We start from the raw sequence: 23,288 nt of genomic DNA, 5'->3' as shown, positions 1-23,288 counted from the left end.
TCGCACGCCCGGAAAAAGGGGGGATCCTGCCGAGCGCCGCTCAGACCGGACCGTCGCACCGCCCTTGCCGGGACCCTTCGCGGGAAGGATCCGGGGAAGGGCGGGGGCCGCGCGATGCGGCCCCCGCGAAGTGGTTAGTGGTGACCCGGCTCATCGACGATGCGGGGCAGCGTCTCGAACTGGTGGAAGGGCGGCGGCGACGACAGCGTCCACTCCAGGGTGGTCGCGCCGGGACCCCAGGGGTTGTCCGCGGCCCGCTCCTTCGAGCGGAAGGCGAGGATGACGCCGATCACGAACACCATCATGCCGAGGCCGAAGATGTGGCCGCCGTAGGTCGAGACCTTGTGCCACCCCGCGAACGCCTCCGGGTAGTCGGCGTAGCGACGCGGCATGCCGGCGAGCCCGAGGAAGTGCATCGGGAAGAACAGGATGTTCGCGCCGATGAAGGCCAGCCAGAAGTGCAGCTTGCCGGCCCATTCGGGGATGATGTGGCCGGTCATCTTCGGGAACCAGTAGTAGATGCCGGCGAAGATGATGAACACGGCCCCGAGCGAGAGCACGTAGTGGAAGTGCGCGACGACGTAGTAGGTGTCGTGCAGGTACTTATCGACCGCCGAGTTCGCGAGCACGACGCCGGTGACGCCGCCGACGGTGAACAGGAAGATGAAGCCCACCGCCCAGTGCATCGCCGCGGTGAAGCGGATCGAGCCGCCCCACATCGTCGCGATCCAGGAGAAGATCTTCACGCCGGTCGGCACCGCGATCACCATGGTGGCGAACACGAAGTAGGACTGCGTCTGCAGCGACAGGCCGACGGTGTACATGTGGTGCGCCCACACGACGAAGCCGACGACGCCGATCGCGACCATCGCGTAGGCCATCGCGAGGTAGCCGAAGACCGGCTTGCGCGAGAACGTGGCGATGATGTGCGAGACGATGCCGAAGGCCGGCAGGATCATGATGTACACTTCGGGGTGACCGAAGAACCAGAACAGGTGCTGGTACAGGATCGGGTCGCCGCCGCCGGCGGGGTCGAAGAAGGTTGTGCCGAAGTTGCGGTCGGTGAGCAGCATGGTGATCGCGCCGGCGAGGACCGGGAGCGACAGCAGCAGCAGGAAGGCGGTGACGAGCTCGGCCCAGGCGAAGAGCGGCATCTTGTGCAGCGTCATGCCGGGGGCGCGCATGTTGAGGATGGTCGTGATGAAGTTGATCGCCCCGAGGATCGAGCCGGCGCCGGAGAGGTGCAGCGCGAAGATCGCGAAGTCGACGGCCGGGCCGGGATGGCCGGCGGTGGAGAGCGGCGGGTAGACGGTCCAGCCGGTGCCGGCGCCGGACGCGCCGGGCGCGCCCTCGACGAACAGCGAGCAGATCAGGCTGCAGAAGCCCGCCACCGTCAGCCAGAACGAGATGTTGTTCATGCGCGGGAAGGCCATGTCCGGCGCGCCGATCATCAGCGGCACGAACCAGTTGCCGAACCCGCCGATCAGCGCGGGCATCACCATGAAGAACACCATGATGAGGCCGTGGCCGGTGACGAAGACGTTGTAGGTCTGCGGATTGGAGAAGTACTGGAGGCCGGGCGCCTCCATCTCCATCCGGATGCCGAAGGACAGGAACGCGCCGATCATGCCCGCGCAGAACGCGAACAGCAGGTAGAGCGTGCCGATGTCCTTGTGGTTCGTCGACAGGAACCAGCGGGCGAAGAACGAGGGTTTGTGGTCGTGGGCCTCGTGGGCCCCTGCATGCGCTGCGGCGGTTGCCATCTGAGCTGAGCCTTGTGCGTGTCTCTCGAGATCTCGGTGGGTCGGGCCGGCGCCGTCGCGGCGCCGGCCCGAGGCGCGCCCGCTACCGGGCGTCGGCGAGCTTGGACCCGTCGTCGATGCGGGCGTACTTGGTCTTGGCCTCGCCGAGCCAGGCTGCGTAGGCCTCGTCGTTCACCACGCGGACGACGATCGGCATGTAGGCGTGGCGCTGGCCGCAGAGCTCGGAGCACTGGCCGTGATAGGTGCCCTCGCGGTCGGCCTTGAACCAGAACTGGTTGAGGCGGCCGGGGACGGCGTCGATCTTGAAGCCGAAGGACGGCATCGCCCAGGAATGCATGACGTCGGCGGCGGTGACCTGGATCTTGACGATCTTGTTCACAGGAACGACCATCTCGTTGTCGGTCTGCAGCAGCCGCGGCTGCTTGTCCTCGTCGATGTTGGCATCGAACGAGAAGCCGCCGCCCTGGTCGGCGGGGTACTCGTAGGACCAGTACCAGGCATGGCCGGTGACCTTAATCATCACGTCGGACTTCGGATCCGATAGCTGCACCCGCAGCAGGCGGAACGACGGGATCGCGACGGCGACGAGGATGAGCACCGGGACGATGGTCCAGGCCACCTCGATCAGGGTGTTGTGGGTGGTCTTCGAGGGCGTCGGGTTCCGCTTCTCGCTGAAGCGGTAGATGCACCACAGGATCAGGCCGAGCACGAACACGCAGATGGCCAGCGACAGCCAGTGCACCCACGACTCGAACTGGAGGATGTCGCGGGCGTTCTCGGTCACGGGGACCTGGCGGTCCATCTGCCAGGGCTCGGGCTGGCCGATGCCGGCGGCCAGGGCCTGCGACGAAGTCAGGAGCAGCGCGCCGAACGCGGCGAGCCCCCTCATGGAGCGGTGTTTCGTCTGCGCCGTCCGCATGTGCCTCTCGTGGCTCCCCTTGGTCACGTTACGCTCCGTCGACCGCCCGCATCTTGCTTGAACGAGGTTTGCGGTGTCGCTCGACGGAATGGACGCCCCGAAGGCGCGAGGCCCGGGTATCCGATCGCGGTGTCAGACCACAAGGTCGTGAAAGGCGCAACCGCACAAGCGTCGCATCGCACGCTTTCCGGCCGCTCCGCTCCGTCACCCGGGCGATCGCCGCAGGGGCGGCTCGGCCCGCAGCCTGCTATAGGGCGTGCTCGGGTCGAGCGGCGGGAACAGCCCATGACGGACGGACGGCGGCCGGTTCAGGCCACTTCGGAGACGGGCCTGCGTGAGACGGCCTTGCAGGAGACGGCCTTGCAGGTGGCGACCCGCGTCGTCGCCTACGCCGCGCCGGAGCCGCGCGACGATCACCGCGCGCTCGCCGTCGAGATGCCGGTGAACCTCGTCTACGGCAGCGTGCCCTATGCGGTGATGATGGCGACGCCGGCCGACCTCGAGGATTTCGCCTACGGCTTCAGCCTGACCGAAGGCATCGTCGCGGCGGCCGACGAGATCCGCGGCGCCGCGGTCGAGCCGGGCGACGGCGGGCTGCGCCTGCTGGTGGATTTGGCGCCCGGGCGCCTGCGCGAGCATCTCGCCCGCAAGCGTGCGATCAGCGGGCGCACCGGCTGCGGCGTCTGCGGGATCGAGGATCTCGCCGCCCTGCCGCGGGCCGAGACCCGGGCCGCGTCGGGCCGCGTGCGCGTCGGGGCGGAGGCGATCACGCGGGCCTTGTCGGATCTCGGCGATTCCCAGGTGCTCGGGCGCGAGACGCGGGCCGTGCACGCCGCCGCCTGGGCGCGCCTCGACGGGAGCCTCGTGGCGGTCCGCGAGGATGTCGGCCGGCACAACGCGCTGGACAAGCTGATCGGGGCGCTGATCCGGACGGGAACCGACCCGGCCGCGGGCTTCCTCGTGATCACCAGCCGGTGCTCGTTCGAGATGGTCGAGAAGGCTGCGCATTTCGGCGCGTCGGTCCTGGTCGCGATCTCGGCCCCGACCTCGCTCGCGATCGAGCGGGCGCGCCTGCACGACATGACGCTCTGCGCCATCGCCCGGGCCGATTCGTTCACGCTGTTCTGCGGGGACGAGCGCGTGGTCGGCCGCGCAGGGTAGGGGCCGATCAGGGTGTCGGCGCGTCCTTGTCCGGCGCGCCGGGCACGAGGGTCGCGCCACCGATGACGCGGACGTTGCGCTTGGCCTCGGGCGGATTCTTCCAGCTCTGGTCGGCGGGTTTGACCTCCGAGGTCTTCACGTCCGCCGGCTTCGATTCGCCCGGCTTCGATTCGACTGACTTGGCCAAGGTCCCGTCGGCGGGCGGCTGGACCGCTGCCGGAGTCGGCGTGACGCCGGGAACCGGCGCGGCCTTCGGCTGATCCACGGCGGCGACGGAAGCCTCCGACTTCGCCTCGGGCTTGGCGGCGTCCACCGGGCGGAGCTTGGGCGCCTCGGGAACGGTGCGCGCCTGCGCTTTTCCTTCGATCGCCTTGCCATCGCGCGCCTTCTCGTCGAGCGCTTTGGTGTCGGACAACCGTGGCGGGTTGGCGACTCGGGCGAGCTTGCGCGGCGATTCGGCGGGGCCGCGCCGATCGGGGTTGATGCCCTGCGGGTTCGGGTCCGCGAGCAAGCGCCCCGGCATGCCGTTCGATCCGTCGCGTCGGGCATAATCGGCCTCGGCCGGCGCACGGCGCAGGGGCATTCCGCGCGCCTCGGGCAACGGGATGTCGGCCGGCGGGAGCAGGCGCTCTGCCTGCCGCATCGGCTGGTGCGGCATCTCATCCTCTTCGGTCCAGCCGTAGCCGGGCGCCGGACGGGCAAGGGCGATCGGGCCGTCGTCGAGGCGCTGGCGGCCGAGGATCGCGCCGTCCCGGGCATCGACGAACAGGCGCACGCGGGCACCCATCGGGTTGAAGGCCTCGACGATGTAGGCGCGTCCGTCGAAGCGCGGGCGGCTCATGCCGCTGAAGCCGCGCTCGCTCAGGCGCCATGCGACGGCGCGCGGCGGCATGATCGCGTCGTCGTACGCGTATTGCGCCTGCGCCGCGTCGGCGGCACCGATCAGCAGGGCGCAGGCGGCGAGGCCCGCGAGGAGACGACGATAGGATCGGTTCACGGCTGACCTCCCGGTCGCATTCTCAAGATCGCCCGAATCTCCGCAGGCGCTCGCCCCGCGCCGGGGAGTCCCGATCGGGACCTGCCGACGATCCGGCCCGGGCCCCGCGCCGAAGGACCGCGTCCCGCGTGTCCTTCGGCCATTCCGGCAGGGTCGTTGCCCCGCATGCCGCTTGTGCTCGGCGCTCGCCTTTGAGCGGAGGATTTGGGCGCAATTGCGGGAGAAAGCGGGCGGCGAAGGGCCGATCTCGACCACGATCCACCCGTTCGCATGGCCCCTCGCACGACGGGGAATTGGGTCGCCTGCCGATCCGGTGTGGGGGCGGACATGGGACCGGACATGGGATCCGGCATGGGATGCGGCATCAAAACGCCGCTTTTGGTCCCGCGGGGCCCTTGCTGGAATTTTTGAAATCTGCCAGTTTGCAGCGTTAGGACAGTATGACTGTCCCATTTCTAGTGCGCGCGTGCGAACGATGCCGCGCGGTGGGGCCGTTCAGGCCTGGGCAGAGGGTTTCGGGACGTGACCATCGTGACGTCGAAACGAGATCGCGAGCCGGTCGCCGCAGAGGCGATCCGGGCCCACGCCGGCTGACATCGGGCCGGTGCGAGCCCGCGGGTAGCGGGCGCTTCCTCCACCGAGGACCCTCCCGAGACCCGACGAGACAAGATGACTGGCCCGGCCTCGCTTGAGCGCCGGGCATGAAACATGCTCGCCTGGCGGGCATGGGCGTTCGAACGGGTCTGGTCGATCTTTCGGGGATGGTGGGCATGGCGGCTTTCGGGAATGCGGACATGGCCGTGAGCGGGAACCTCAACGCCGACACGGCGCCGGCGGCCCGCGACGGCGTCGCGCCGCTGGTGGTGCGCGATCCGGCGATGCCGGTGGCGCAGGGCGCCTACGATCCCCGCAACGAGCGGGACGGCTGCGGCGTCGGCTTCGTCGCCGACATGCACGACCGGCGCACCCACGCCATCGTCGAGCAGGGCCTGAAGATCCTGGAGAACCTCGACCATCGCGGCGCGGTCGGAGCCGACCCGAAGATGGGCGACGGCTGCGGCATCCTCACGCAGATCCCGCACGCCTTCTTCGCCGAGGAATGCTCGCGCCTCGGCTTCGAGCTGCCCCCGGCCGGCGACTACGCCATCGCGCAGCTGTTCATGCCGAAGGCCGACGAGCCGCGCGCGATCATCGAGGCCATCGTCGAGGAAGCGCTCGCGTCGGAAGGGCTGCCCCTGCTCGGCTGGCGCGACGTGCCGGTCGACCCCGAGGATCTCGGCATCGCCGTGAAGGCGACCGAGCCGCATCACCGCCAGCTCTTCATCGGGCGCCCGGCCTCGGCGGCCGATGGCGACGCGTTCGAGCGGCGCATCTACGTCGCCCGCAAGGTGATCTCCGGCCGCGTCTACGGCCTGAAGGACCCGCGGGTGATGGAGTTCTACCCCGTCTCCGTGTCGAGCCGGACCATCGTCTACAAGGGCATGGTCCTGGTGAACCAGCTCGGGAACTACTTTCTCGACCTGAAGGACCAGCGCTTCGTCTCGGCGATCGCGCTGGTGCACCAGCGCTTCGCCACCAACACCTTCCCGACCTGGCGCCTGTCGCACCCCTACCGGATGGTGGCGCATAACGGCGAGATCAACACGCTGCGCGGCAACGTGAACTGGATGTCGGCCCGCCAGGCGAGCGTCGATTCGGAGCTGTTCGGCAACGACATCTCGAAGATCTGGCCGATCTCCTACGAGGGCCAGTCCGACACCGCGTGCTTCGACAACGCACTCGAGTTCCTCGTGATGGGCGGCTACCCGCTGGCCCACGCGATGATGATGCTCATCCCCGAGGCCTGGGCCGGCAACCCGTTGATGGGCGAGGATCGGCGCTCGTTCTACGAGTACCATGCCGCGCTGATGGAGCCGTGGGACGGGCCCGCCGCCGTCGCCTTCACCGACGGCCGCCAGATCGGCGCGACCCTCGACCGCAACGGCCTCCGCCCCGCCCGCTACGTCGTCACCGACGACGGCCTCGTCGTGCTCGCCTCCGAGATGGGCGTTCTGCCGATCCCGGACGAGAAGATCGTCCAGTCCTGGCGCCTGCAGCCGGGCCGGATGCTGCTGATCGACCTCGAGAAGGGCCGCATCGTCGACGACGAGGAGATCAAGGGCGAGCTCGCCGCCGCGCACCCCTACGCGGAGTGGGTGAAGAACACCCAGATCGTGCTCGAGGACCTCAAGCCGGTCACCGCCCGCGAGAGCCGCACCGACGTGTCGCTGCTCGATCGGCAGCAGGCCTTCGGCTACAGCCAGGAAGACCTCAAGCTGCTCATGGCGCCGATGGCCGTGACCGGCCAGGAGGCGGTCGGCTCGATGGGCACCGACACGCCGCTCTCCGCTCTGTCCGACAAGTCGAAGTCACTCTACACCTACTTCAAGCAGAACTTCGCGCAGGTCACCAACCCGCCGATCGACCCGATCCGCGAGGAGGCCGTGATGAGCCTCGTCTCGTTCATCGGCCCGCGCCCGAACCTGCTCGACATGGAAGGCGCCTCGCGCCGCAAGCGCCTGGAAGTCCGCCAGCCGATCCTGACCAACACGGATCTCGAGAAGATCCGCTCGATCGGCCATTTCGAGGACCGCTTCGACACCAAGACGCTGGACATCACCTACCCGGCCGAGACCGGCGCGGCGGCGATGAACGGCGCGCTCGACCGGCTCTGCGACCGCGCGGAAGTCGCGGTGCGCGGCGGCTACAACATCATCGTCCTGTCCGACCGCGCGGTCGGCCCCGACCGCATCCCGATCCCGGCGCTGCTGGCGACGGCGGCCGTGCACAACTACCTGATCCGCAAGGGGCTGCGCACCTCGGTCGGGCTCGTGGTCGAATCGGGCGAGCCGCGCGAGATCCATCACTTCGCGTGCCTGGCCGGCTACGGCGCCGAGGCGATCAACCCGTATCTCGCCTTCGAGACGCTGGTGGCGATGAAGCACGAGTTCCCGCCGGACCTCGTCGACGAGGAGATCATCTACCGCTACATCAAGTCGATCGATAAGGGCCTGCTGAAGGTCATGTCGAAGATGGGCATCTCGACCTACCAGTCCTATTGCGGCGCGCAGATCTTCGACGCGATCGGGCTGAACTCGGCCTTCGTCGCGCGCGACTTCTTCGGCACCGCGACGATGGTCGAGGGCGTCGGCATGGCCGAGATCGCCGAGGAGACCGTGCGCCGCCACGCCGACGCGTTCGGCGACGCGCCGATCTATCGCAACGCCCTCGATGTCGGCGGCGAGTACGCCTACCGGCTGCGCGGCGAGGCCCATACCTGGACCCCGGACACCGTCGCGACGCTGCAGCATGCGGTGCGCCTCGGCGTGCCCGAGCGCTACCGCGAATACGCCAAGCTGGTGAACGACCAGGAGCAGCAGCTCAAGACCCTGCGCGGCCTGTTCCGGATCAAGCTCGCCGGCGAGATCGGGCGCGAGCCGGTGCCCGTGGAGAGCGTCGAGCCGGCCGCCGACATCGTCAAGCGCTTCGCCACCGGCGCGATGTCCTACGGCTCGATCTCGAAGGAGGCGCACGAGACCCTGGCGATCGCCCTGAACTCCTTCGGCGGCCGTTCGAACTCGGGCGAGGGCGGCGAGGAGGTCGAGCGCTTCAAGCCGCTGCCGGACGGTCGCTCGCGCCGCTCGTCGATCAAGCAGGTCGCGTCCGGCCGCTTCGGCGTCACGACCGAGTACCTCGTCAACGCCGACATGATGCAGATCAAGGTCGCGCAGGGCGCCAAGCCCGGCGAGGGCGGACAGCTGCCCGGCCACAAGGTCGACGCCAAGATCGCCAAGGTCCGCTACGCCACGCCCGGCGTCGGCCTGATCTCGCCGCCGCCGCACCACGACATCTACTCGATCGAGGATCTGGCACAGCTGATCTTCGACCTGAAGAACGTGAACCCGGCGGCCGATGTCTCGGTCAAGCTCGTCTCCGAGGTCGGCGTCGGCACGGTCGCGACCGGCGTCGCCAAGGCGCGGGCCGACCACATCACCATCTCGGGCTTCGACGGCGGCACCGGCGCGGCGCCGCTGACCTCGCTCAAGCATGCCGGCGGCCCGTGGGAGACCGGCCTCGCCGAGACGCAGCAGACGCTGGTGATGAACCACCTGCGCGGCCGCGTCGCGCTGCAGGCCGACGGCGGCATCCGCACCGGCCGCGACGTGCTGATCGCGGCCCTGCTCGGCGCCGACCAGTTCGGCTTCTCGACCGCGCCGCTGATCGCGGCCGGCTGCATCATGATGCGCAAGTGCCACCTCAACACCTGCCCGGTCGGCGTCGCGACCCAGGACCCGGTGCTGCGCAAGCGCTTCAAGGGCACCCCCGAGCACGTGGTGAACTACTTCTTCTACGTCGCCGAGGAGCTGCGCGAGCTGATCGCGGCGATGGGCTTCACCAAGCTCGAGGACCTCGTCGGGCGTTCCGACTTCCTCGACAAGGTGGAGGCGATCCAGCACTGGAAGGCGCGCGGGCTCGACTTCTCGAAGCTGTTCCACCGTCCCGACGTCGGGCCGGAGGTCGCCATCCGCTGGGTCGAGACGCAGAAGCACCCGATCGACCACGTCCTCGACCGGCGCCTGATCGCCGGCGCGCAGAACGCGATCGACACCGGCGAGCCGGTGGTGCTCCACGACGTGATCCGCAATTCCGACCGCACCGCGGGCGCGATGCTCTCGGGCGCCGTCGCCAAGGCGCACGGCCACGAGGGCCTGCCCGACGACACCATCGTGGTGAAGCTCTCCGGCACGGCCGGCCAGAGCTTCGGCGCCTGGGTCGCGGCCGGCGTGACGATCGAGCTCACCGGCCACGGCAACGACTACGTCGGCAAGGGCCTGTCGGGCGGCAAGCTGATCATCCGGCCGAGCGACGCGCTGAAGGCGCCCGCCGACAGGACCATCATGGTCGGCAACACCGTGCTCTACGGCGCCATTGCCGGCGAGTGCTACGTCCGCGGCTCGGCCGGCGAGCGCTTCGCCGTGCGCAACTCCGGTGCGATCACCGTCGTCGAGGGCATGGGCGACCATGGCTGCGAGTACATGACCGGCGGCGTGGTTGTGTCGATCGGCGAGACCGGCCGCAACTTCGCCGCCGGCATGTCCGGCGGCATCGCCTACGTGCTCGACGAGGACGGCTCGTTCTCGGCCCGCTGCAACCTCTCGATGGTCGATCTCGAGCCGGTCGAGGAGGAGGACGACCTGATGCGCCGCTTCCACCAGGACGGCGACCTGGAGACCAAGGGCCGCGTCGACATCCTCGCCGACATGTCCGGCCACGACGAGGAGCGCCTGTCGCAGCTCATCACCAATCACTTGAAGTATACGGGCAGCCCGCGTGCCAAGGCGATCCTCGACGACTGGGCGGGCTACCGCACCAAGTTCGTCAAGGTGATGCCGGTGGAGTACCGCCGGGCGTTGCGCGAGATGGAGATGGCACGGATGCCGGTGGCGGCCGAGTAGGCGCGCGCCGGCCTCGTGCCGGTCGATGGAGATCACGTTCGATGCCGCGAAGCGTCTGGTGACGTTGCGCGAGAGGGGCCTCGATTTCGCACGCACCCCTGAAGTCTTCGCCGCCGCGGTGACGACGTTCCGGGACGAGCGGATGGACTACCGCGAGGCGCGATCGATCACGGTGGGAATGCTCGACGGACGGATGGTGGTCGTCGTTTGGACCGAACGGGATCATACTCGCCGGATCATCAGCATGAGGAAGGCCAATGACCGAGAGCAAGCGCGCTATCGCGAACGCGGCTGACCGACCGCTGAACCCCGACGAGATCGGCTGGGATCCGGACGACGCGCCGGAACTGGACGAGGCTTGGTTCGAGAAGGCCGATCGTTTCGTCGGCGGCCGCCTGATCGAGCGCGGGCACCGTCCCGGCGAGACTGAACGGTTGGTGCTTCCCACCGATCTCGTCGAGCGGTTCCGAGCCGGAGGGCCAGGCTGGCAGATACGGATCGAGACCGCGCTCAAGGAATGGTTGCGCGAGCATTCCGACCGGCTCTGAGCCGGCCGACGAACGGCCCGGACGAAACACGCGAGCGATGGCGGACATCGCGAGGGGGGACGACATGACGGCGACGCTAGCGACGATCCCACCTGCCGCCATGCGGATCTACGGCGATCTCACCTCGGGCAATTGCCTGAAGATCAAGATCGTCGCCGATCGGCTCGGCCTCGCCTACGAATGGGTGCCGGTCGACGCGGTGAAGGGCGAGAGCCGGACGCCCGCCTACCTCGCCCTGTTTCCGGCAGGCCAGATCCCGGGCGTGGCGTTCGCGGACGGGCGTCGGCTCGCGCAGTCGAACGCGATCATCCGCTACCTCGCCCGCGGCAGCGCGTTGCTGCCGGACGATGCCTTCGCGGCGGCGACGGTCGATCAGTGGCTGTTCTGGGAGCAGTACAGCCACGAGCCGGCGGTCGCGGTCTGCCGGGCGGAGATGAAGTTCCGCGGCGTGCGGCGCGAGGCCCGCGATCCGGCCAGGGTCGCGCGCGGCGAGGCGGCGCTCGACCTGATGGAGCGGCATCTCGCCGGAACGGGCTGGTTCGTGGGCGACGACGCGACCATCGCCGACGTCGCCCTGTTCGCCTACACCCAGTGGGCCGACGAGGGTGGATTCGATCTGGCCGCGAGGCCCGCGATCCGGGATTGGCTCGACCGATGCAAGGTCGCGTTCCGGATCGAACCCGACGCTATCGCCACCGCCGCCGGTCGCTGACCCGATCGCGGCACCACCGATTTTTCGCTACCGACGCTGAGCATCCCGATGGGCAAGATCACCGGCTTCCTCGAATTCGACCGGCAGGACCAGAAGTACCAGCTCGCGGCCGACCGCGTGCGACACTTCCGCGAGTTCACCCTGCCGCTCGACGAGCACGACCTGAAGAAGCAGGCCGCCCGCTGCATGGATTGCGGCATCCCGTTCTGCCACGGGCCGACCGGCTGCCCGGTGCACAACCAGATCCCGGACTGGAACGACCTCGTGTTCCAGTCGGATTGGGAAGAAGCCGCGCGCAACCTGCACTCCACCAACAACTTCCCGGAATTCACCGGCCGCATCTGCCCGGCGCCGTGCGAGGAAGCCTGCACGCTGAACCTCGAGAACCAGCCGGTCGCGATCAAGACGATCGAGCAGGCCATCGCCGACCGCGCCTGGAACATGGGCTGGGTCAAGCCCGAGCCGTCGTCGATCCGCACCGGCAAGAAGGTCGCGGTGATCGGGTCGGGCCCGGCCGGCCTCGCGGCGGCGCAGCAGCTCGCCCGGGTCGGGCACGCGGTGCACGTCTACGAGCGCGAGCCGAAGGCCGGCGGCCTGCTCCGCTACGGCATTCCCGACTTCAAGATGGAGAAGCGCCACATCGACCGACGCGTGAAGCAGATGGAAGCCGAGGGCGTGGTCTTCCACTACAACCAGAACGTCGGCGTGACGAAGCCGGTCGAGGAGCTGACCGCGGAGTTCGACGCGGTGCTGTTCTCCGGCGGCGCCGAGGACCCGCGCAACCCGCAGCTGCCGGGGCAGGAGATGGAGGGCGTGCACTACGCGATGCCCTACCTGATCCAGTCGAACCGCCGCGTCGGCGCCGAGCCGATGCGCGGCAACGGCGAGGCGCCGATCCTGGCATCGGGCAAGAACGTGGTGGTGATCGGCGGCGGCGACACCGCGTCCGATTGCGTCGGAACCGCCTTCCGGCAGGGCGCCCTGTCGGTGACGCAGCTCGACATCCGGCCGCGGCCCCCAGAGCGCGAGGACAAGCTCTCGGTCTGGCCGTACTGGCCGACCAAGATGCGGACCTCGTCGAGCCAGGCCGAGGGCGCCGAGCGCGAGTTCCAGGCGGCGACGCTCCGGCTCGAAGGCAACAAGAAGGGCCGGCTCACCGGCGTCGTCTGCGCGCGCGTCGACGCCAAGCGCCAGCCGATCGAGGGCAGCGAGTTCGTGCTGCCGGCCGACCTCGTCTTCATGGCGATCGGCTTCGCCGGCTCGATCCAGAAGGGCCTGCTCGAGCAGTCCGGCATCACGGTCGACAAGCGCGGCAACGTCACCGCCAACGAGGAGGATTACCGCACCTCCGACCCGAAGATCTGGGCGGCCGGCGACATGCGCCGCGGCCAGTCCCTCGTCGTCTGGGCGATCCGCGAGGGCCGTCAGGCCGCCCGCTCGATCGACGAGACGCTGATGGGTGCCTCGATCCTCCCGCGCTGAGGTTTTCGCCGGGCGTTCAGCCCGGCGGCCAGCGGAAATCGTCGGCGCGGCCGGGCTGCGGCAGCGGTGCCGCCCCGCGCTGGAGCGCGCGCTCGACCGTGCCGGTGGCGTCGCCGTCGCGCGGTCGACCGCTGACCAGGACGCCGCCGGGCGACAGCTCGATCCGGCCGAGCGGGACGACCGGCCCCGCCGCCGACTTGACGGGGAGGGCCGGGACGCCGGGCGGCTCGGGCAGGCTCGGCAGCATCGCCGTGATCTGCCTGTCGATCGCGGTGACGTCGTCGAGGGTCGTCGCCGGTGCCCCGTCGAGTGGCGTCGCGGGCAGGGCCGAGACGGCGGCGGCCGGCTGCTCGGGCGCGGTGGGCGCCGTCGCACCCATCAGGCGCTTCAGCTCCACGTCGGCGAAATGCGCGAGCTTGCGGGCGCCGGCATGGGTGAAGTGCACGCCGTCGGCGGTGCGGAGCTTGGCGCTCTGCCCGTCGAGGTCCGGTCCCGTGGCGGTGTAGTGGTTGCGGTCGTCGGAGAAGCCCGGCCCGACATCGACGTAGGTGCCCCCCGCCTTGGTCACGGCATCCCGGACGATCTCGTTGAGGCTGCCGAGGTCGCGCGTCAGGCTCTCGCTGCGCATCGGCGGGGCGCCGACCCAGACGAGCGGAATCTTCCGGTCGGTGAAGACCTTCACCAGTGCGTCCACGCGGGTGCGGTAGACCTCGCGCCAGCGGTCAGAGAGCGGATCGAGGGTCTGGTCCCCGTCGCGCATCGGCTGGCGATCGTTGGCGCCGAGCATGACCACGGCATAGCCGACCTTAGGGTTCGCCTTCAGGTAGTCCTCGGCGGCCTTCGGCCAATCGACGACGTCCCTGCGCACGAGGCCGCTGTCGGCCTTGGCGCGGTCGATCACCGCGACGTCGGCGGTGTCCTCGAACACGTCGTCCAGCCCGCGGCTGAGATGGTCGGCCAGCGAATCGCCGAACACCGCGATCTGGACCTTCGCCTCGGTCTTCTTCACGGCCGGCGCCGGCGCCGCGACCGTGGGCGCCGGCCGGGTCTGCGGACGCCGAAGCTGGCGGCCGGTCTCCGCGCTGGCGGGCGGGCGCACGCGCGGCGGGCGATAGGTCGGGGCCGCCTGCCGCGGCTCCGGCGGGCTCGGCCGGTCTTCCCACGGCCAGTAGAACTGGCGCTGCTCGGGCTCCGGCGCGGCGCGGCGCGGCGCGCGGGCATAGCCGTCGTCCTCGCGGTAATAGGCGTCGCGGCCGCGTCGGCGCGGCTGGTCGTAGCTGTCGCCCCACTGCGCCTCGGCCGGCGACGGCGGCAGAAGGACGAGCGGAAGCGCGAGGCCGGCCCCGAGCGCCAGAACGAGGCGGCGCGCCTTGGCGGCTGCCGCGTCGGCTCGGTTTGTCGCGTCGCGTCTCATGCGCCCTCCGGTCCCGCGGGCTTCGACCCGCGGGCGACCATAGCGGAGCGGTCTCGCCGCGTCTAAGAGCCTCCCGCAAAACCTCCCGAGCGCCGGCGGTCTCCTGTGCCCACGATGGCGCGACGGCGGTTCCGTGACCGATGACGGGCGGCCATTCGACCCTGAGAGCGTCGGTCTTTCGACGAGTCCCGATCGTTCGGCCCCCTCATCCTTCGCAGACGCCGAAGCGGCACCGCGAGGATGAGGGAAACGGGCCGACGAACGCGTTGACGGGGTTTCAGGCGGCGCGGACGGTGGCCAGGAAGTGCGCGACCTCTGCGCCGAGGCGTTCGGACTGGCGCGACAGCTCGGAACTCGACGCCAGGACCTGGGTCGCGGCAGCGCCCGTGTCCTCCGACGCGCGCGCCACGCCCGCGATGTGGGCCGTGACCTCGCTCGCACCGGCCGAGGCCTGTGCGACGTTGCGCACGATCTCCTGGGTCGCCGCTCCCTGCTCCTCGACGGCCGCCGCGATCGTCGCGGCCACCGCGTTGATCTCGCGGATCCGGGTGGTGATGCCGCCGATCGCGCTCACGGCCTGATCGGTCACGTGTTGCACGTGCCCGATGCGCTGGCTGATCTCCTCGGTGGCCTTGGCCGTCTGGCCGGCCAACTCCTTCACCTCCGTCGCGACGACCGCGAAGCCGCGGCCAGCCTCACCGGCACGCGCGGCCTCGATCGTGGCGTTCAGGGCGAGCAGGTTGGTCTGCGAGGCGATGTTGGAGATCATCCCGACCATGGCCCCGATCTGCTCGGCGGCGTGGCTGAGCTCCTGCACCAGCCGCGCCGTCTGATCGGCGTCCACCACGGCGGCTCGCGCCAGCTCGGACGAGCTGGACATCTGCCGTCCGATCTCCTGCACCGAGGATCCGAGTTGCTCGGCAGCGATGGCCACCGTGCTCACGTTGTCCGCCGCCTGCGTGGCCGCCGCTGCCACGGTGCCCGACTGCGCCGCCGTGTCGCCGGCGGTCGCGGTCATCTGCTGAGCCGTCGCCTGCAGCTCGGTGGCCGCCGACGAGACCTGCCCGACGATGCCGCCGACGGCCGCTTCGAAGGCGTCGGCCATCTGCCGCATCCCGGCCTGGCGCTGCCGCTCCGCCTCCAGCCGCCCCTGGGACATCTCCTCCTCCAAGGCCTGTGTGCGGATCAGGTTCTCCTTGAACACCTGCACCGAGACGGCCATCGCCCCCAGCTCGTCGCCGCGCCGGGTCGCGGGCACCTCGGCCGCCGTGTCGCCCCGCGCGATGGCGCTCACGCAGGCGGCGAGCTTGCGGATCGGGCGGCCGATCGCGAGGGCCGAGAACACGGCCGAGCCGATCAGGACGAGGATGACGGTGCCGCCGATGGCGAGCCCGATCCGGTTGGCGGACTCGGCGGTCGCGACCGTGTTCCGCCGCGCCTCGTCCGCAAAGCGCTGGGCATTGGCGACCGATTCCGTTCCCGCCTCGTTCAACAGCGTGTTCACGCGCTGCTGCTCGGCGACGATCCGCGAGAGCCTGTTCCCGTCGACGGACCGCGCGCCATTCTCGAAGCGGATGACGTCGGCCAATGACGCCGCGAGGTCGGCGTAGGTGACGAGATTCGTCCGAAGGTCCTGAAGAACGCCCGGGATCAGCGCGATCCGGATCGGCTCGTCGAGCGCCGCTGCGCCGGTTGCCTTGCCGGCGCGGATGCGCTCGGCGACGCGGGCGACCTGCTCGGCGGTTTCCGCGGTGCGGATGTCGCCGACCGCCGCTTGAAGCTCCGCGTGCGAGAGGCGGGTCTGCTGGATGCCTGCAAGGATGATCTGCTCGCGTCCGGCCGCGGCGTTCGCGTCGATGATATGCTGGGCGCTGATCCACTGGTTCATGACGAGGGCCGTGGCGAGCAGGACTCCGATTACGCCCGAAGCACCAAGTGTCTTTCCGATCGTCCAACGCATGATGACAAATCCCCCGAATTCTTGAGAACATCAACAATCCGGACGACAGACCTACGACGCGACATCGCGACGACCATCACGGACGTCTCGGAAGATAGGAGAGTTTCATGGATGCATGATTGACCGCACGTCTCACAATGCGCGTTTCCGGCTTGCGAACGACACCGTCCGAGAGCGCAAACCGCTCGGTTCCACTCCGAGCGATGGATAAAAGAGCGATCTGCACTCTTTCGCCCCGGCTCGACGTTGCACTCCGACGGAGCGTCTGGCCAAGTCGGGCGATGCCCGCCCGACGCCATGCATCCTCCTACCAGTTGCTCAACCTTCTCGAGGCGACCGGCCAGGTCGGCGTCTGGTCCCTCAACCTGCGGACCGGTGAAATGAGCGGCTCGCTGGGCCTCGCCCACATCACCGGCCTGCCTTCGGACGAGAGCCTCCTCGGCCTGCTCGACCGACTTCTCCACCCGGACGATCGCGAAGCCCTCGGCGAGCTGTTCGACATGCTCTACAGCGGCCGGGCGATCGACCGCACGGTCCGGCTTGTGCGTCCCGACCACACCGTGCGCTGGGTTTCGGTCAAGGCCCAGATCGTTCTCGACGACGCCCATCGGCCGATGCGTGCCGAGGGCATCGCCTTCGACGTGACCGGCCCGCACGAGGCGCGTCTGCTCGCCGAGCAGAGCACCGCACGCTATCGCGGCCTCGTTCATGCCATCGCGGCCGTGGTCTGGACGACGGCTCCGGACGGGAAGGCGCGGCCAAGCCCGACATGGCAGGTCCTGACTGGGCAGACGGGCCCGGAAATGCAGGGCGACGGTTGGCTCGCCGCGATTCACCCGGAGGATCGGGCACGGATCGAGTCGGCATGGCGAACGGCGATGGAGCACGGCACGCCTTCTCTGCGCGGACGGCACGGTCCATTGGTACAGCAACCACACCATACCCCTCCACGATGCCGATGGTTCGGTGCGCGAGTGGATCGGGATCATGCAGAAGATGCCGCCCAGCGGTCGATTCTCGTCGCCTGAGATCACCGGGACGCTCGTGCGCGGAGCCCGCGCGATGCTGCGCTGGTCCGTCGTGGATCTGGCTCGGGCCGCCGGCGTCTCTGTCTCGAGCATCCGGCGCCTGGAGGAGGAGGTCGGGACGGTGCAGCCGCGAACCCGCTTGGCGATGCGTCGAGCCCTGGAAGGCGCCGGCATCGATTTCATCGGGACCCTCGACGGCATGACGGGGGTGATCTTGACCAGGGATCGGCGTGGCGCCTGATCGTGTGGATCTCGAGCCCACGCGCCGTCGGGGCCGGCGATCGATAATGCCGCGCCCTTGGCGGCCGGCATCGCCGGACGGTTCGACGTCATGCCCACTCGGATCGGACGTGTCTTGAGAGCGCCTTCAGGCGCGGTGGATGCCGGCTCGCGCGAAGCGCGGTCGACGATGCAACACGCGGGCGCCCCTCATAAAACGCCCGATCATCGGAGCCTCCTCCTGTGTCCAGAATGGCGCGACGGACATTTCGGGACGGCTGTCATGCCGGATCGCATAGACCGGGATCCCAGAGGCCCGGCGGAACGCCGCCGTGCGGCGCGAGGTCCGGGCCTCGACGGGTCGGCCTCAGCGAGGCCTGGCGTCGGTCCGGCCCGCGAGACGGTCGCGCAGGGCGGGCGTGGCGTAGCCGTCGGCGGTCAGGCCTTCGCGGATCTGGTAGCGCCGGATCGCCTCGCGCAGCTTCGGCCCGGCGCGGCCGTCGGCCTCGCCGGCATAGAGGCCCTGCGCGACGAGGCCCGTCTGCAAGGCCTGGAGGCCGGCCTTGTCGAGGCGGGACGCCGCGCTCGGCCAGGGTGCGACGAGGGGCGGCCCGCCGGCCAGGCGGTCAGCGAGATGGCCGACCGCCAGCGCGTAGGAATCCGAGGTGTTGTAGCCGCGGATCACCTCGAAGTTGTCGGTGATCAGGAAGGCCGGCCCGCCGGCGCCGCCGGGCAGGAACACGGACGCTCCGCCCTTGTCCGGCAACGGGCCGCCATCGATCCGGCTGACGCCGCGGCGCGAGAATTCAGGCAGGTCCGCGGCGTAGCGCGTCAGGTCGAAGCCCTCGGGCAGGCGGACGGCGTAGCCCCACGCGATCGCGGGATTCCAGCCGAGGTCTTTGAGGTAGGCGGCGATCGAGGCGAGGGAATCGGCGTCGCTCGCCCAGATGTCGCTGCGGCCGTCCCCGTCGAAGTCGACCGCGTGCGCCAGGAACGTCGAGGGCAGGAACTGCACCTGTCCCATCGCGCCGGCCCAGCTGCCGAGCATCCGGTCCGGCGCGACGTCGCCGCGCTGCTGAATCGCGAGGGCGGCGAGCAACTCGTCGCGAAACAGCGTGCCGCGGTGCCGGGCGGCGGCGAGCGTCGCCAGCGCGCGGATCGTCGGCACCGAACCGCCGCTCGCGCCGAAATCCGACTCGATGCCCCAGATCGCGAGGAGCACCGAGGCCGGAACGCCGTAGCGCGCCTCGATCGCCGGGAGGGTCGGCCCGAGCGCCGCTCCACGGGCCCGGCCGCGGGCGATCCGCGCCGGCGAGACCGCCCCGACGAGATAGTCCCACACCGGCCGCCCGAACTCGCTCTGCCCCTTGATGCGGGCGAGCACCGCGGGGTCGGGCACGACGCCGCGGAACGCCGCATCGAAGGTCGCCGGCGCGATACCCTTCGCGAGCGCATCCGCGCGGAGAGCCGCGACGAAGTCGGAAAACGTGTCCACCCGGCCGGCTTGCCCGACGGCGGCAGGCTCGGCGAGGGAGCCGCCTGGAGCGGCGGAGAGGCAGAGGGCCAGGAGCGCGGCGCGGATCGGGCGCACGGCCTCAGTGCCGGTTGCGCTTGGGCAGGGCGTCTTCCCAGTCGAGCGCCTGGCGCACGATCGCGTCGAGGTCGTCGTGCTTCGGGCGCCAGCCGAGCTGCTCGCGGATCCGCGACGCCTCGGCGACGATCCGCGCCGGATCGCCGGGGCGGCGGGGCGAGAGGCGCACCGGGAAGTCGCGACCGGAGACGCGCTTCACCGTGTCGATCACCTCGAGCACCGAATAGCCAGTGCCGTAGCCGCAATTCAGCGTCAGGCTCTCGCCGCCGGCGCGCAGGTGGTCGAGGGCGACCCGGTGCGCCTCGGCGAGGTCGGAGACCTGGATGTAGTCGCGCAGGCACGATCCGTCCGGCGTCGGGTAGTCGGTGCCGAACACCTCGAGATGCGGGCGCTGGCCGAGGGCCGCCTGCGTCGCGACCTTGATCAGGTGGGTGGCGTTCGGCGTGGACTGTCCGGTGCGCCCGCGCGGGTCGGCACCGGCAACGTTGAAGTAGCGCAGGATGACGTAGCTGAAGCCGTGCGCGGCCGCCGCGTCGCGGATCATCCACTCGCTCATCAGCTTCGAGCGGCCGTAGGGGTTGATCGGGTTGGTCGCGAGGTCCTCCGGCACCGGCACGGTCTCCGGCTCGCCGTAGACCGCGGCGGTCGAGGAGAAGATGATGTGCTTCACGCCGGTGCGCACCGCGGTCTCGATCAGCGCGCGCGTCTTTACCGTGTTGGCGAGGTAGTAGTGCAGCGGGTCGGCGACCGAGTCCGGCACGACGATGCGGGCGGCGAAATGAGCGATCGCGTCGACGCGGTTCTGCAGGATCGTCTCGGTGACGAGGCCGCGGTCGCCGACGTCGCCGCGCACGAGCTTCACCTCCGGCGGCAGGGCCCAGTCGAACCCGGTGGAGAGGTCGTCGAGGACGACCGTCTCCTCCCGCCCGGCATCCTGCAGGGCAAGAACCATGTGACTGCCGATATAACCGGCACCACCCGTGACCAGAACCGCCATCGTTGCCCCTGAAAGAAACCGCGCCAACCAGCAAGCGGAAGCTTGCTTTTAACCGATAATGCTCAATCGTGCCGCGCAACGGCGCGAAGCCGTCCGCTTGCCGTGCTAGTGTTGCCCGGAACGCCCGGCCCGTCCAACTCCCACGTTTGGGTTTTTGCTCGATGAAACCGATCCGAAAGGCCGTCCTCCCCGTCGCGGGCCTCGGCACCCGCTTCCTGCCGGCCACCAAGGCCGTCCCGAAAGAGATGCTGACGGTGGTCGACCGGCCGGTCGTCCAGCACGTGGTCGACGAGGCGCGGGAAGCCGGCATCGAGCACTTCATCTTCGTCACCGGCCGCGGCAAGGCGGTGATCGAAGACCATTTCGACATCGCGTTCGAGCTCGACCGGATGCTGCAGGAGCGCGGCAAGACCGCGGCCTACGAGGAGCTGAAGCGCGACCTGCCGGCCGCCGGCCAGACCAGCTTCACCCGTCAGCAGGCGCCGCTCGGCCTCGGCCACGCGGTGTGGTGCGCCCGCGAGATCGTCGGCGACGAGCCCTTCGCCGTGCTGCTGCCGGACATGCTCAGCCGCGGCTGCATGGGCCAGATGCTCGCCGCCTACGAGCGCCACGGCGGCAACGTCGTCGCCGTCGAGGAGGTCGCTCCGGAGGAGACGCATCAGTACGGCATCGTCAGCGTCGGCGAGACCTTCGGCCAGACCTTCGAGGTCACCGGCATGGTCGAGAAGCCGAAGCAGGGCACCGCGCCTTCGAACTTCATCATCTCGGGCCGCTACATCCTCCAGCCGGAGATCTTCGGCATCCTCGAGCATGGCGAGAAGGGCGCGGGCGGCGAGATCCAGCTCACCGACGCGATGATCAAGCTGATGGCCGAGCAGGACTTCTTCGGCATGCACTACGAAGGCCGCACCTACGACACCGGCTCCAAGCTCGGCTTCCTCACCGCCAACATCGCCTACGCGCTCGCCCGAAAGGACCTGGCCGGCCCGCTCAAGGCCGAGATCGCGAAGCTCCTGGCCGACGGTTAGGCGGCTGCGGACGTGCAGCCGGAGCGGGCGGGGTATGCGCAACCGGTAGGGGTATTCCGCTTGCGTTTTGTGCGCCGCAATTTACTTTGTGCATTGCGGGATCGCGATGGCGTCGCGGTCCGGCAGCCCTTCTTGGGCGTTTCCTCCCTAGACTTCGGGCCGCTCCTTCGGGGGTGGCCTTTTTTCTTGGTCGCAGGACTGCCCGACGTGTCTGGTCGGGCCCGGGGTCATCAGTTTCACGCAACCACGGTTCTGCACGCTTCTCGTCATTCCGGGGCGCCGAAGGCGGATCCGGGGATCCGGAACCGCAGGCCGTTCTCGATCCTGCCGTCGTCGGCTCTGGATCCCGGGTTCCGCTGTGCGGCCCGGGATGACGGGAACGGGCTGATCGGTCATGCCCGCTCGCGGGCGAGGATTCCCGGAGAACGATCGGCAACCTCGGAAGGACCTGCGGCGCCCTGCGCCCGATCCGACGAGTGGCCGTTATCGACCTATTCGGCGGCGATGCCGATCGGCGTCTCCGAGCCGAGATCGTCGGCGACCTCGACGATCGCCTCGCCGAGCGTCTTGGCCAAGTCGAAGAAGCCGGGCGTGATCGCGAGGCTCGCCTCGTTCATGTAGAGCGCCCGGTTGATCTCGATCTGCAGCGCGTGCCGGCCGATGTTCGGCTCGCCGTAATGCTCGGTGATGAAGCCTCCGGCATAGGGCTTGTTGCGTACCACCTTGTAACCGCGGGCGCGGAAGGCCGCCTCGAAAGCGTCGATCAGCGCCGGGTCGCAGGCGGTGCCGAAGCGGTCGCCGAGCACGAAGTCCGCCCGCGCATCGTGATCGCGCCCCAGGCTCGACGACGGCATCGAGTGGCAGTCGATCAGCATGCAGCGCCCGAATTCCCGCACCGTGCGCAGGATCAAGCCGCGCAAAGCCCGATGATACGGCTTGTACAGCCCGTCGATGCGCGCCACCGCCTCGTCCACCGGCATGCGCGCGGCATAGATCTCCTGCCCGTCCGAGACGACGCGCGGCACCGTGCCGAGGCCGCCGGCGACGCGCATCGAGCGCGTGTTGGCGAAGGGCGGCAGGCGGCCCTCGAACATCCGCGGGTCGAGCTCGTAGGGCTCGCGGTTCACGTCGAGATAGGCGCGCGGGAAATTGCAGCGCAGCAGCGGCGCGCCGAGCTCGACCACCTGGGCGAACAGCCGGTCGACATGCGCGTCCTCCGACCGGCGCAGCGACAGCGCGTCGAGCCGCGAGGCCTTCAGGAAGCTGTCCGGGTAGACCGACCCGGAATGGCCGGTGTTGAACACGAACGGCAGCGTGTGCCGCGTCGGCTCGTCCACGGCGAAGGCGGGCGAGAAGCCGAAGGCGTCTGTCTGATGCGGAAAGGGGAGCGTCATCGGCGGGGAGGCGCACCGTCGGGAATGGGAACGGCCAACGTCAAGGCCGCACTGTGGGGCGGCGGCGGCGGCCTGTCCACCGTGCCGGCGGGCTCCGGCATGGCCGCGCGGTGCGGCCTGTCACCTCGCAGGGGCGGCAAATCCTAACGTCTTGTTTACCGTTGGCTCCCTTTATGAAAAGAACGTTGCGATTCGAGGGTCCGGAACCGTCCGATGAAAATTCTCTTGGCGGAAGACGACAACGACATGCGCCGGTTCCTGGCCAAGGCGTTGCAGAATGCCGGCTTCGACGTGCTGTCGTTCGACAACGGCCTGTCGGCCTACAATCGCCTGCGGGAAGAGCCGTTCGAGCTGCTGCTGACCGACATCGTGATGCCGGAGATGGACGGGATCGAGCTCGCCCGCCGGGCGACCGAGCTCGACCCGGACATCAAGGTGATGTTCATCACGGGCTTCGCCGCCGTGGCGCTCAACCCGGATTCGAAGGCTCCCAAGGACGCGAAGGTACTGTCGAAGCCGTTCCACCTGCGCGATCTGGTCAACGAGGTCGAGAAGCTCCTCGCCGCTTGAGGCGGCCGGC

At 69.5% G+C, this 23,288-nt stretch carries 18 protein-coding genes; 10 read left to right on the top strand and 8 right to left on the bottom strand.

What is annotated here, in order from left to right; all coding sequences use genetic code 11:
• Positions 1-134: 134 nt before the first annotated feature.
• The gene (gene ctaD / locus MKK64_RS13105; RefSeq protein ID WP_147725193.1) at positions 135-1,763 is read right to left on the bottom strand and encodes a cytochrome c oxidase subunit I; all 1,629 of its coding nucleotides are present in this window, start codon (positions 1,761-1,763) and stop codon (positions 135-137) included.
• Positions 1,764-1,845: 82 nt separating this feature from the next.
• Complete coding sequence (gene coxB / locus MKK64_RS13100) at positions 1,846-2,682, bottom strand: cytochrome c oxidase subunit II (RefSeq protein ID WP_147725192.1); 837 nt, start codon at positions 2,680-2,682, stop codon at positions 1,846-1,848.
• Positions 2,683-2,967: 285 nt separating this feature from the next.
• On the opposite strand from coxB, the gene fdhD reads away from it, so the two are divergent.
• The gene (fdhD, locus tag MKK64_RS13095) at positions 2,968-3,843 is read left to right on the top strand and encodes a formate dehydrogenase accessory sulfurtransferase FdhD (protein WP_243935376.1); all 876 of its coding nucleotides are present in this window, start codon (positions 2,968-2,970) and stop codon (positions 3,841-3,843) included.
• 7 nt (positions 3,844-3,850) lie between these two features.
• On the opposite strand, the gene MKK64_RS13090 is transcribed toward fdhD, so the two are convergent.
• Positions 3,851-4,840: a hypothetical protein gene (locus MKK64_RS13090; RefSeq protein WP_243935375.1), complete on the bottom strand. Its 990-nt coding sequence runs from the start codon at positions 4,838-4,840 to the stop codon at positions 3,851-3,853.
• Between the two features lie 794 nt (positions 4,841-5,634).
• On the opposite strand from MKK64_RS13090, the gene gltB reads away from it, so the two are divergent.
• From gltB to MKK64_RS13065, 5 genes are all read left to right on the top strand, one after another.
• The gene (gene gltB / locus MKK64_RS13085) at positions 5,635-10,335 is read left to right on the top strand and encodes a glutamate synthase large subunit (RefSeq protein ID WP_243935374.1); all 4,701 of its coding nucleotides are present in this window, start codon (positions 5,635-5,637) and stop codon (positions 10,333-10,335) included.
• Between the two features lie 25 nt (positions 10,336-10,360).
• Positions 10,361-10,630: a BrnT family toxin gene (locus tag MKK64_RS13080; protein ID WP_243935373.1), complete on the top strand. Its 270-nt coding sequence runs from the start codon at positions 10,361-10,363 to the stop codon at positions 10,628-10,630.
• A complete protein-coding gene (locus MKK64_RS13075; protein ID WP_147725183.1) occupies positions 10,593-10,883 on the top strand; it encodes a BrnA antitoxin family protein in 291 nt (96 codons plus the stop codon). The genes MKK64_RS13080 and MKK64_RS13075 overlap by 38 nt, the downstream gene beginning before the upstream one ends.
• Positions 10,884-10,983: 100 nt before the next feature.
• Complete coding sequence (locus MKK64_RS13070; protein WP_243935585.1) at positions 10,984-11,595, top strand: glutathione S-transferase family protein; 612 nt, start codon at positions 10,984-10,986, stop codon at positions 11,593-11,595.
• 48 nt (positions 11,596-11,643) lie between these two features.
• Complete coding sequence (locus MKK64_RS13065; protein WP_147725179.1) at positions 11,644-13,077, top strand: glutamate synthase subunit beta; 1,434 nt, start codon at positions 11,644-11,646, stop codon at positions 13,075-13,077.
• A 16-nt stretch (positions 13,078-13,093) separates the two neighbouring features.
• Here the strand turns inward: MKK64_RS13065 and MKK64_RS13060 are convergent, their stop codons facing one another.
• Positions 13,094-14,491, bottom strand: a complete 1,398-nt coding sequence (locus MKK64_RS13060) for a DUF459 domain-containing protein (protein WP_243935372.1) — start codon at positions 14,489-14,491, stop codon at positions 13,094-13,096.
• 277 nt (positions 14,492-14,768) lie between these two features.
• Positions 14,769-16,451, bottom strand: coding sequence for a methyl-accepting chemotaxis protein (locus MKK64_RS13055; protein ID WP_243935371.1), 1,683 nt, complete (start codon positions 16,449-16,451; stop codon positions 14,769-14,771).
• Between the two features lie 281 nt (positions 16,452-16,732).
• Here MKK64_RS13055 and MKK64_RS13050 point away from each other — a divergent pair, with 281 nt between their 5' ends.
• The gene (locus MKK64_RS13050) at positions 16,733-17,479 is read left to right on the top strand and encodes a PAS domain-containing protein (protein WP_243935369.1); all 747 of its coding nucleotides are present in this window, start codon (positions 16,733-16,735) and stop codon (positions 17,477-17,479) included.
• On the top strand, positions 17,439-17,720 hold the full coding sequence (locus MKK64_RS13045) for a multiprotein-bridging factor 1 family protein (RefSeq protein WP_243935367.1): 282 nt from the start codon (positions 17,439-17,441) through the stop codon (positions 17,718-17,720). Before MKK64_RS13050 ends, MKK64_RS13045 begins: the two co-directional genes overlap by 41 nt.
• Positions 17,721-18,065: 345 nt before the next feature.
• On the opposite strand, the gene MKK64_RS13040 is transcribed toward MKK64_RS13045, so the two are convergent.
• Positions 18,066-19,289: a lytic murein transglycosylase gene (locus MKK64_RS13040; RefSeq protein WP_243935366.1), complete on the bottom strand. Its 1,224-nt coding sequence runs from the start codon at positions 19,287-19,289 to the stop codon at positions 18,066-18,068.
• Between the two features lie 4 nt (positions 19,290-19,293).
• A complete protein-coding gene (gene galE / locus MKK64_RS13035; protein WP_243935365.1) occupies positions 19,294-20,286 on the bottom strand; it encodes a UDP-glucose 4-epimerase GalE in 993 nt (330 codons plus the stop codon).
• Positions 20,287-20,447: 161 nt separating this feature from the next.
• On the opposite strand from galE, the gene MKK64_RS13030 reads away from it, so the two are divergent.
• Positions 20,448-21,314 (top strand): UTP--glucose-1-phosphate uridylyltransferase, encoded by an 867-nt coding sequence (locus MKK64_RS13030; RefSeq protein WP_243935364.1) that lies wholly within the window; start codon positions 20,448-20,450, stop codon positions 21,312-21,314.
• A 491-nt stretch (positions 21,315-21,805) separates the two neighbouring features.
• On the opposite strand, the gene MKK64_RS13025 is transcribed toward MKK64_RS13030, so the two are convergent.
• Positions 21,806-22,708: an N-formylglutamate amidohydrolase gene (locus MKK64_RS13025; protein ID WP_147841821.1), complete on the bottom strand. Its 903-nt coding sequence runs from the start codon at positions 22,706-22,708 to the stop codon at positions 21,806-21,808.
• Positions 22,709-22,921: 213 nt separating this feature from the next.
• On the opposite strand from MKK64_RS13025, the gene cpdR reads away from it, so the two are divergent.
• Entirely contained in the window at positions 22,922-23,278 is a 357-nt protein-coding gene (cpdR, locus tag MKK64_RS13020) for a cell cycle two-component system response regulator CpdR (protein WP_147727374.1), read from the top strand.
• Positions 23,279-23,288: the final 10 nt, after the last annotated feature.

It is taken from the genome of Methylobacterium sp. E-025, assembly GCF_022829705.1.
GTDB lineage: Bacteria > Pseudomonadota > Alphaproteobacteria > Rhizobiales > Beijerinckiaceae > Methylobacterium.
The sequence above is the reverse complement of the archived record's forward strand: the minus strand, read 5'-3'. Positions and strand labels throughout refer to the sequence as shown.

Bases quoted from the DNA above. Each gene is read 5' to 3' on its own strand.
- ctaD (WP_147725193.1), bottom strand. From the start codon at position 1,763: ATGGCAACCGCCGCAGCGCATGCAGGGGCCCACGAGGCCCACGACCAC.
- coxB (WP_147725192.1), bottom strand. From the start codon at position 2,682: ATGCGGACGGCGCAGACGAAACACCGCTCCATGAGGGGGCTCGCCGCG.
- fdhD (WP_243935376.1), top strand. From the start codon at position 2,968: ATGACGGACGGACGGCGGCCGGTTCAGGCCACTTCGGAGACGGGCCTG.
- gltB (WP_243935374.1), top strand. From the start codon at position 5,635: ATGGCCGTGAGCGGGAACCTCAACGCCGACACGGCGCCGGCGGCCCGC.
- MKK64_RS13080 (WP_243935373.1), top strand. From the start codon at position 10,361: ATGGAGATCACGTTCGATGCCGCGAAGCGTCTGGTGACGTTGCGCGAG.
- MKK64_RS13075 (WP_147725183.1), top strand. From the start codon at position 10,593: ATGACCGAGAGCAAGCGCGCTATCGCGAACGCGGCTGACCGACCGCTG.
- MKK64_RS13070 (WP_243935585.1), top strand. From the start codon at position 10,984: ATGCGGATCTACGGCGATCTCACCTCGGGCAATTGCCTGAAGATCAAG.
- MKK64_RS13065 (WP_147725179.1), top strand. From the start codon at position 11,644: ATGGGCAAGATCACCGGCTTCCTCGAATTCGACCGGCAGGACCAGAAG.
- MKK64_RS13060 (WP_243935372.1), bottom strand. From the start codon at position 14,491: ATGAGACGCGACGCGACAAACCGAGCCGACGCGGCAGCCGCCAAGGCG.
- MKK64_RS13055 (WP_243935371.1), bottom strand. From the start codon at position 16,451: ATGCGTTGGACGATCGGAAAGACACTTGGTGCTTCGGGCGTAATCGGA.
- MKK64_RS13050 (WP_243935369.1), top strand. From the start codon at position 16,733: ATGCCCGCCCGACGCCATGCATCCTCCTACCAGTTGCTCAACCTTCTC.
- MKK64_RS13045 (WP_243935367.1), top strand. From the start codon at position 17,439: ATGCAGAAGATGCCGCCCAGCGGTCGATTCTCGTCGCCTGAGATCACC.
- galE (WP_243935365.1), bottom strand. From the start codon at position 20,286: ATGGCGGTTCTGGTCACGGGTGGTGCCGGTTATATCGGCAGTCACATG.
- MKK64_RS13030 (WP_243935364.1), top strand. From the start codon at position 20,448: ATGAAACCGATCCGAAAGGCCGTCCTCCCCGTCGCGGGCCTCGGCACC.
- MKK64_RS13025 (WP_147841821.1), bottom strand. From the start codon at position 22,708: ATGACGCTCCCCTTTCCGCATCAGACAGACGCCTTCGGCTTCTCGCCC.
- cpdR (WP_147727374.1), top strand. From the start codon at position 22,922: ATGAAAATTCTCTTGGCGGAAGACGACAACGACATGCGCCGGTTCCTG.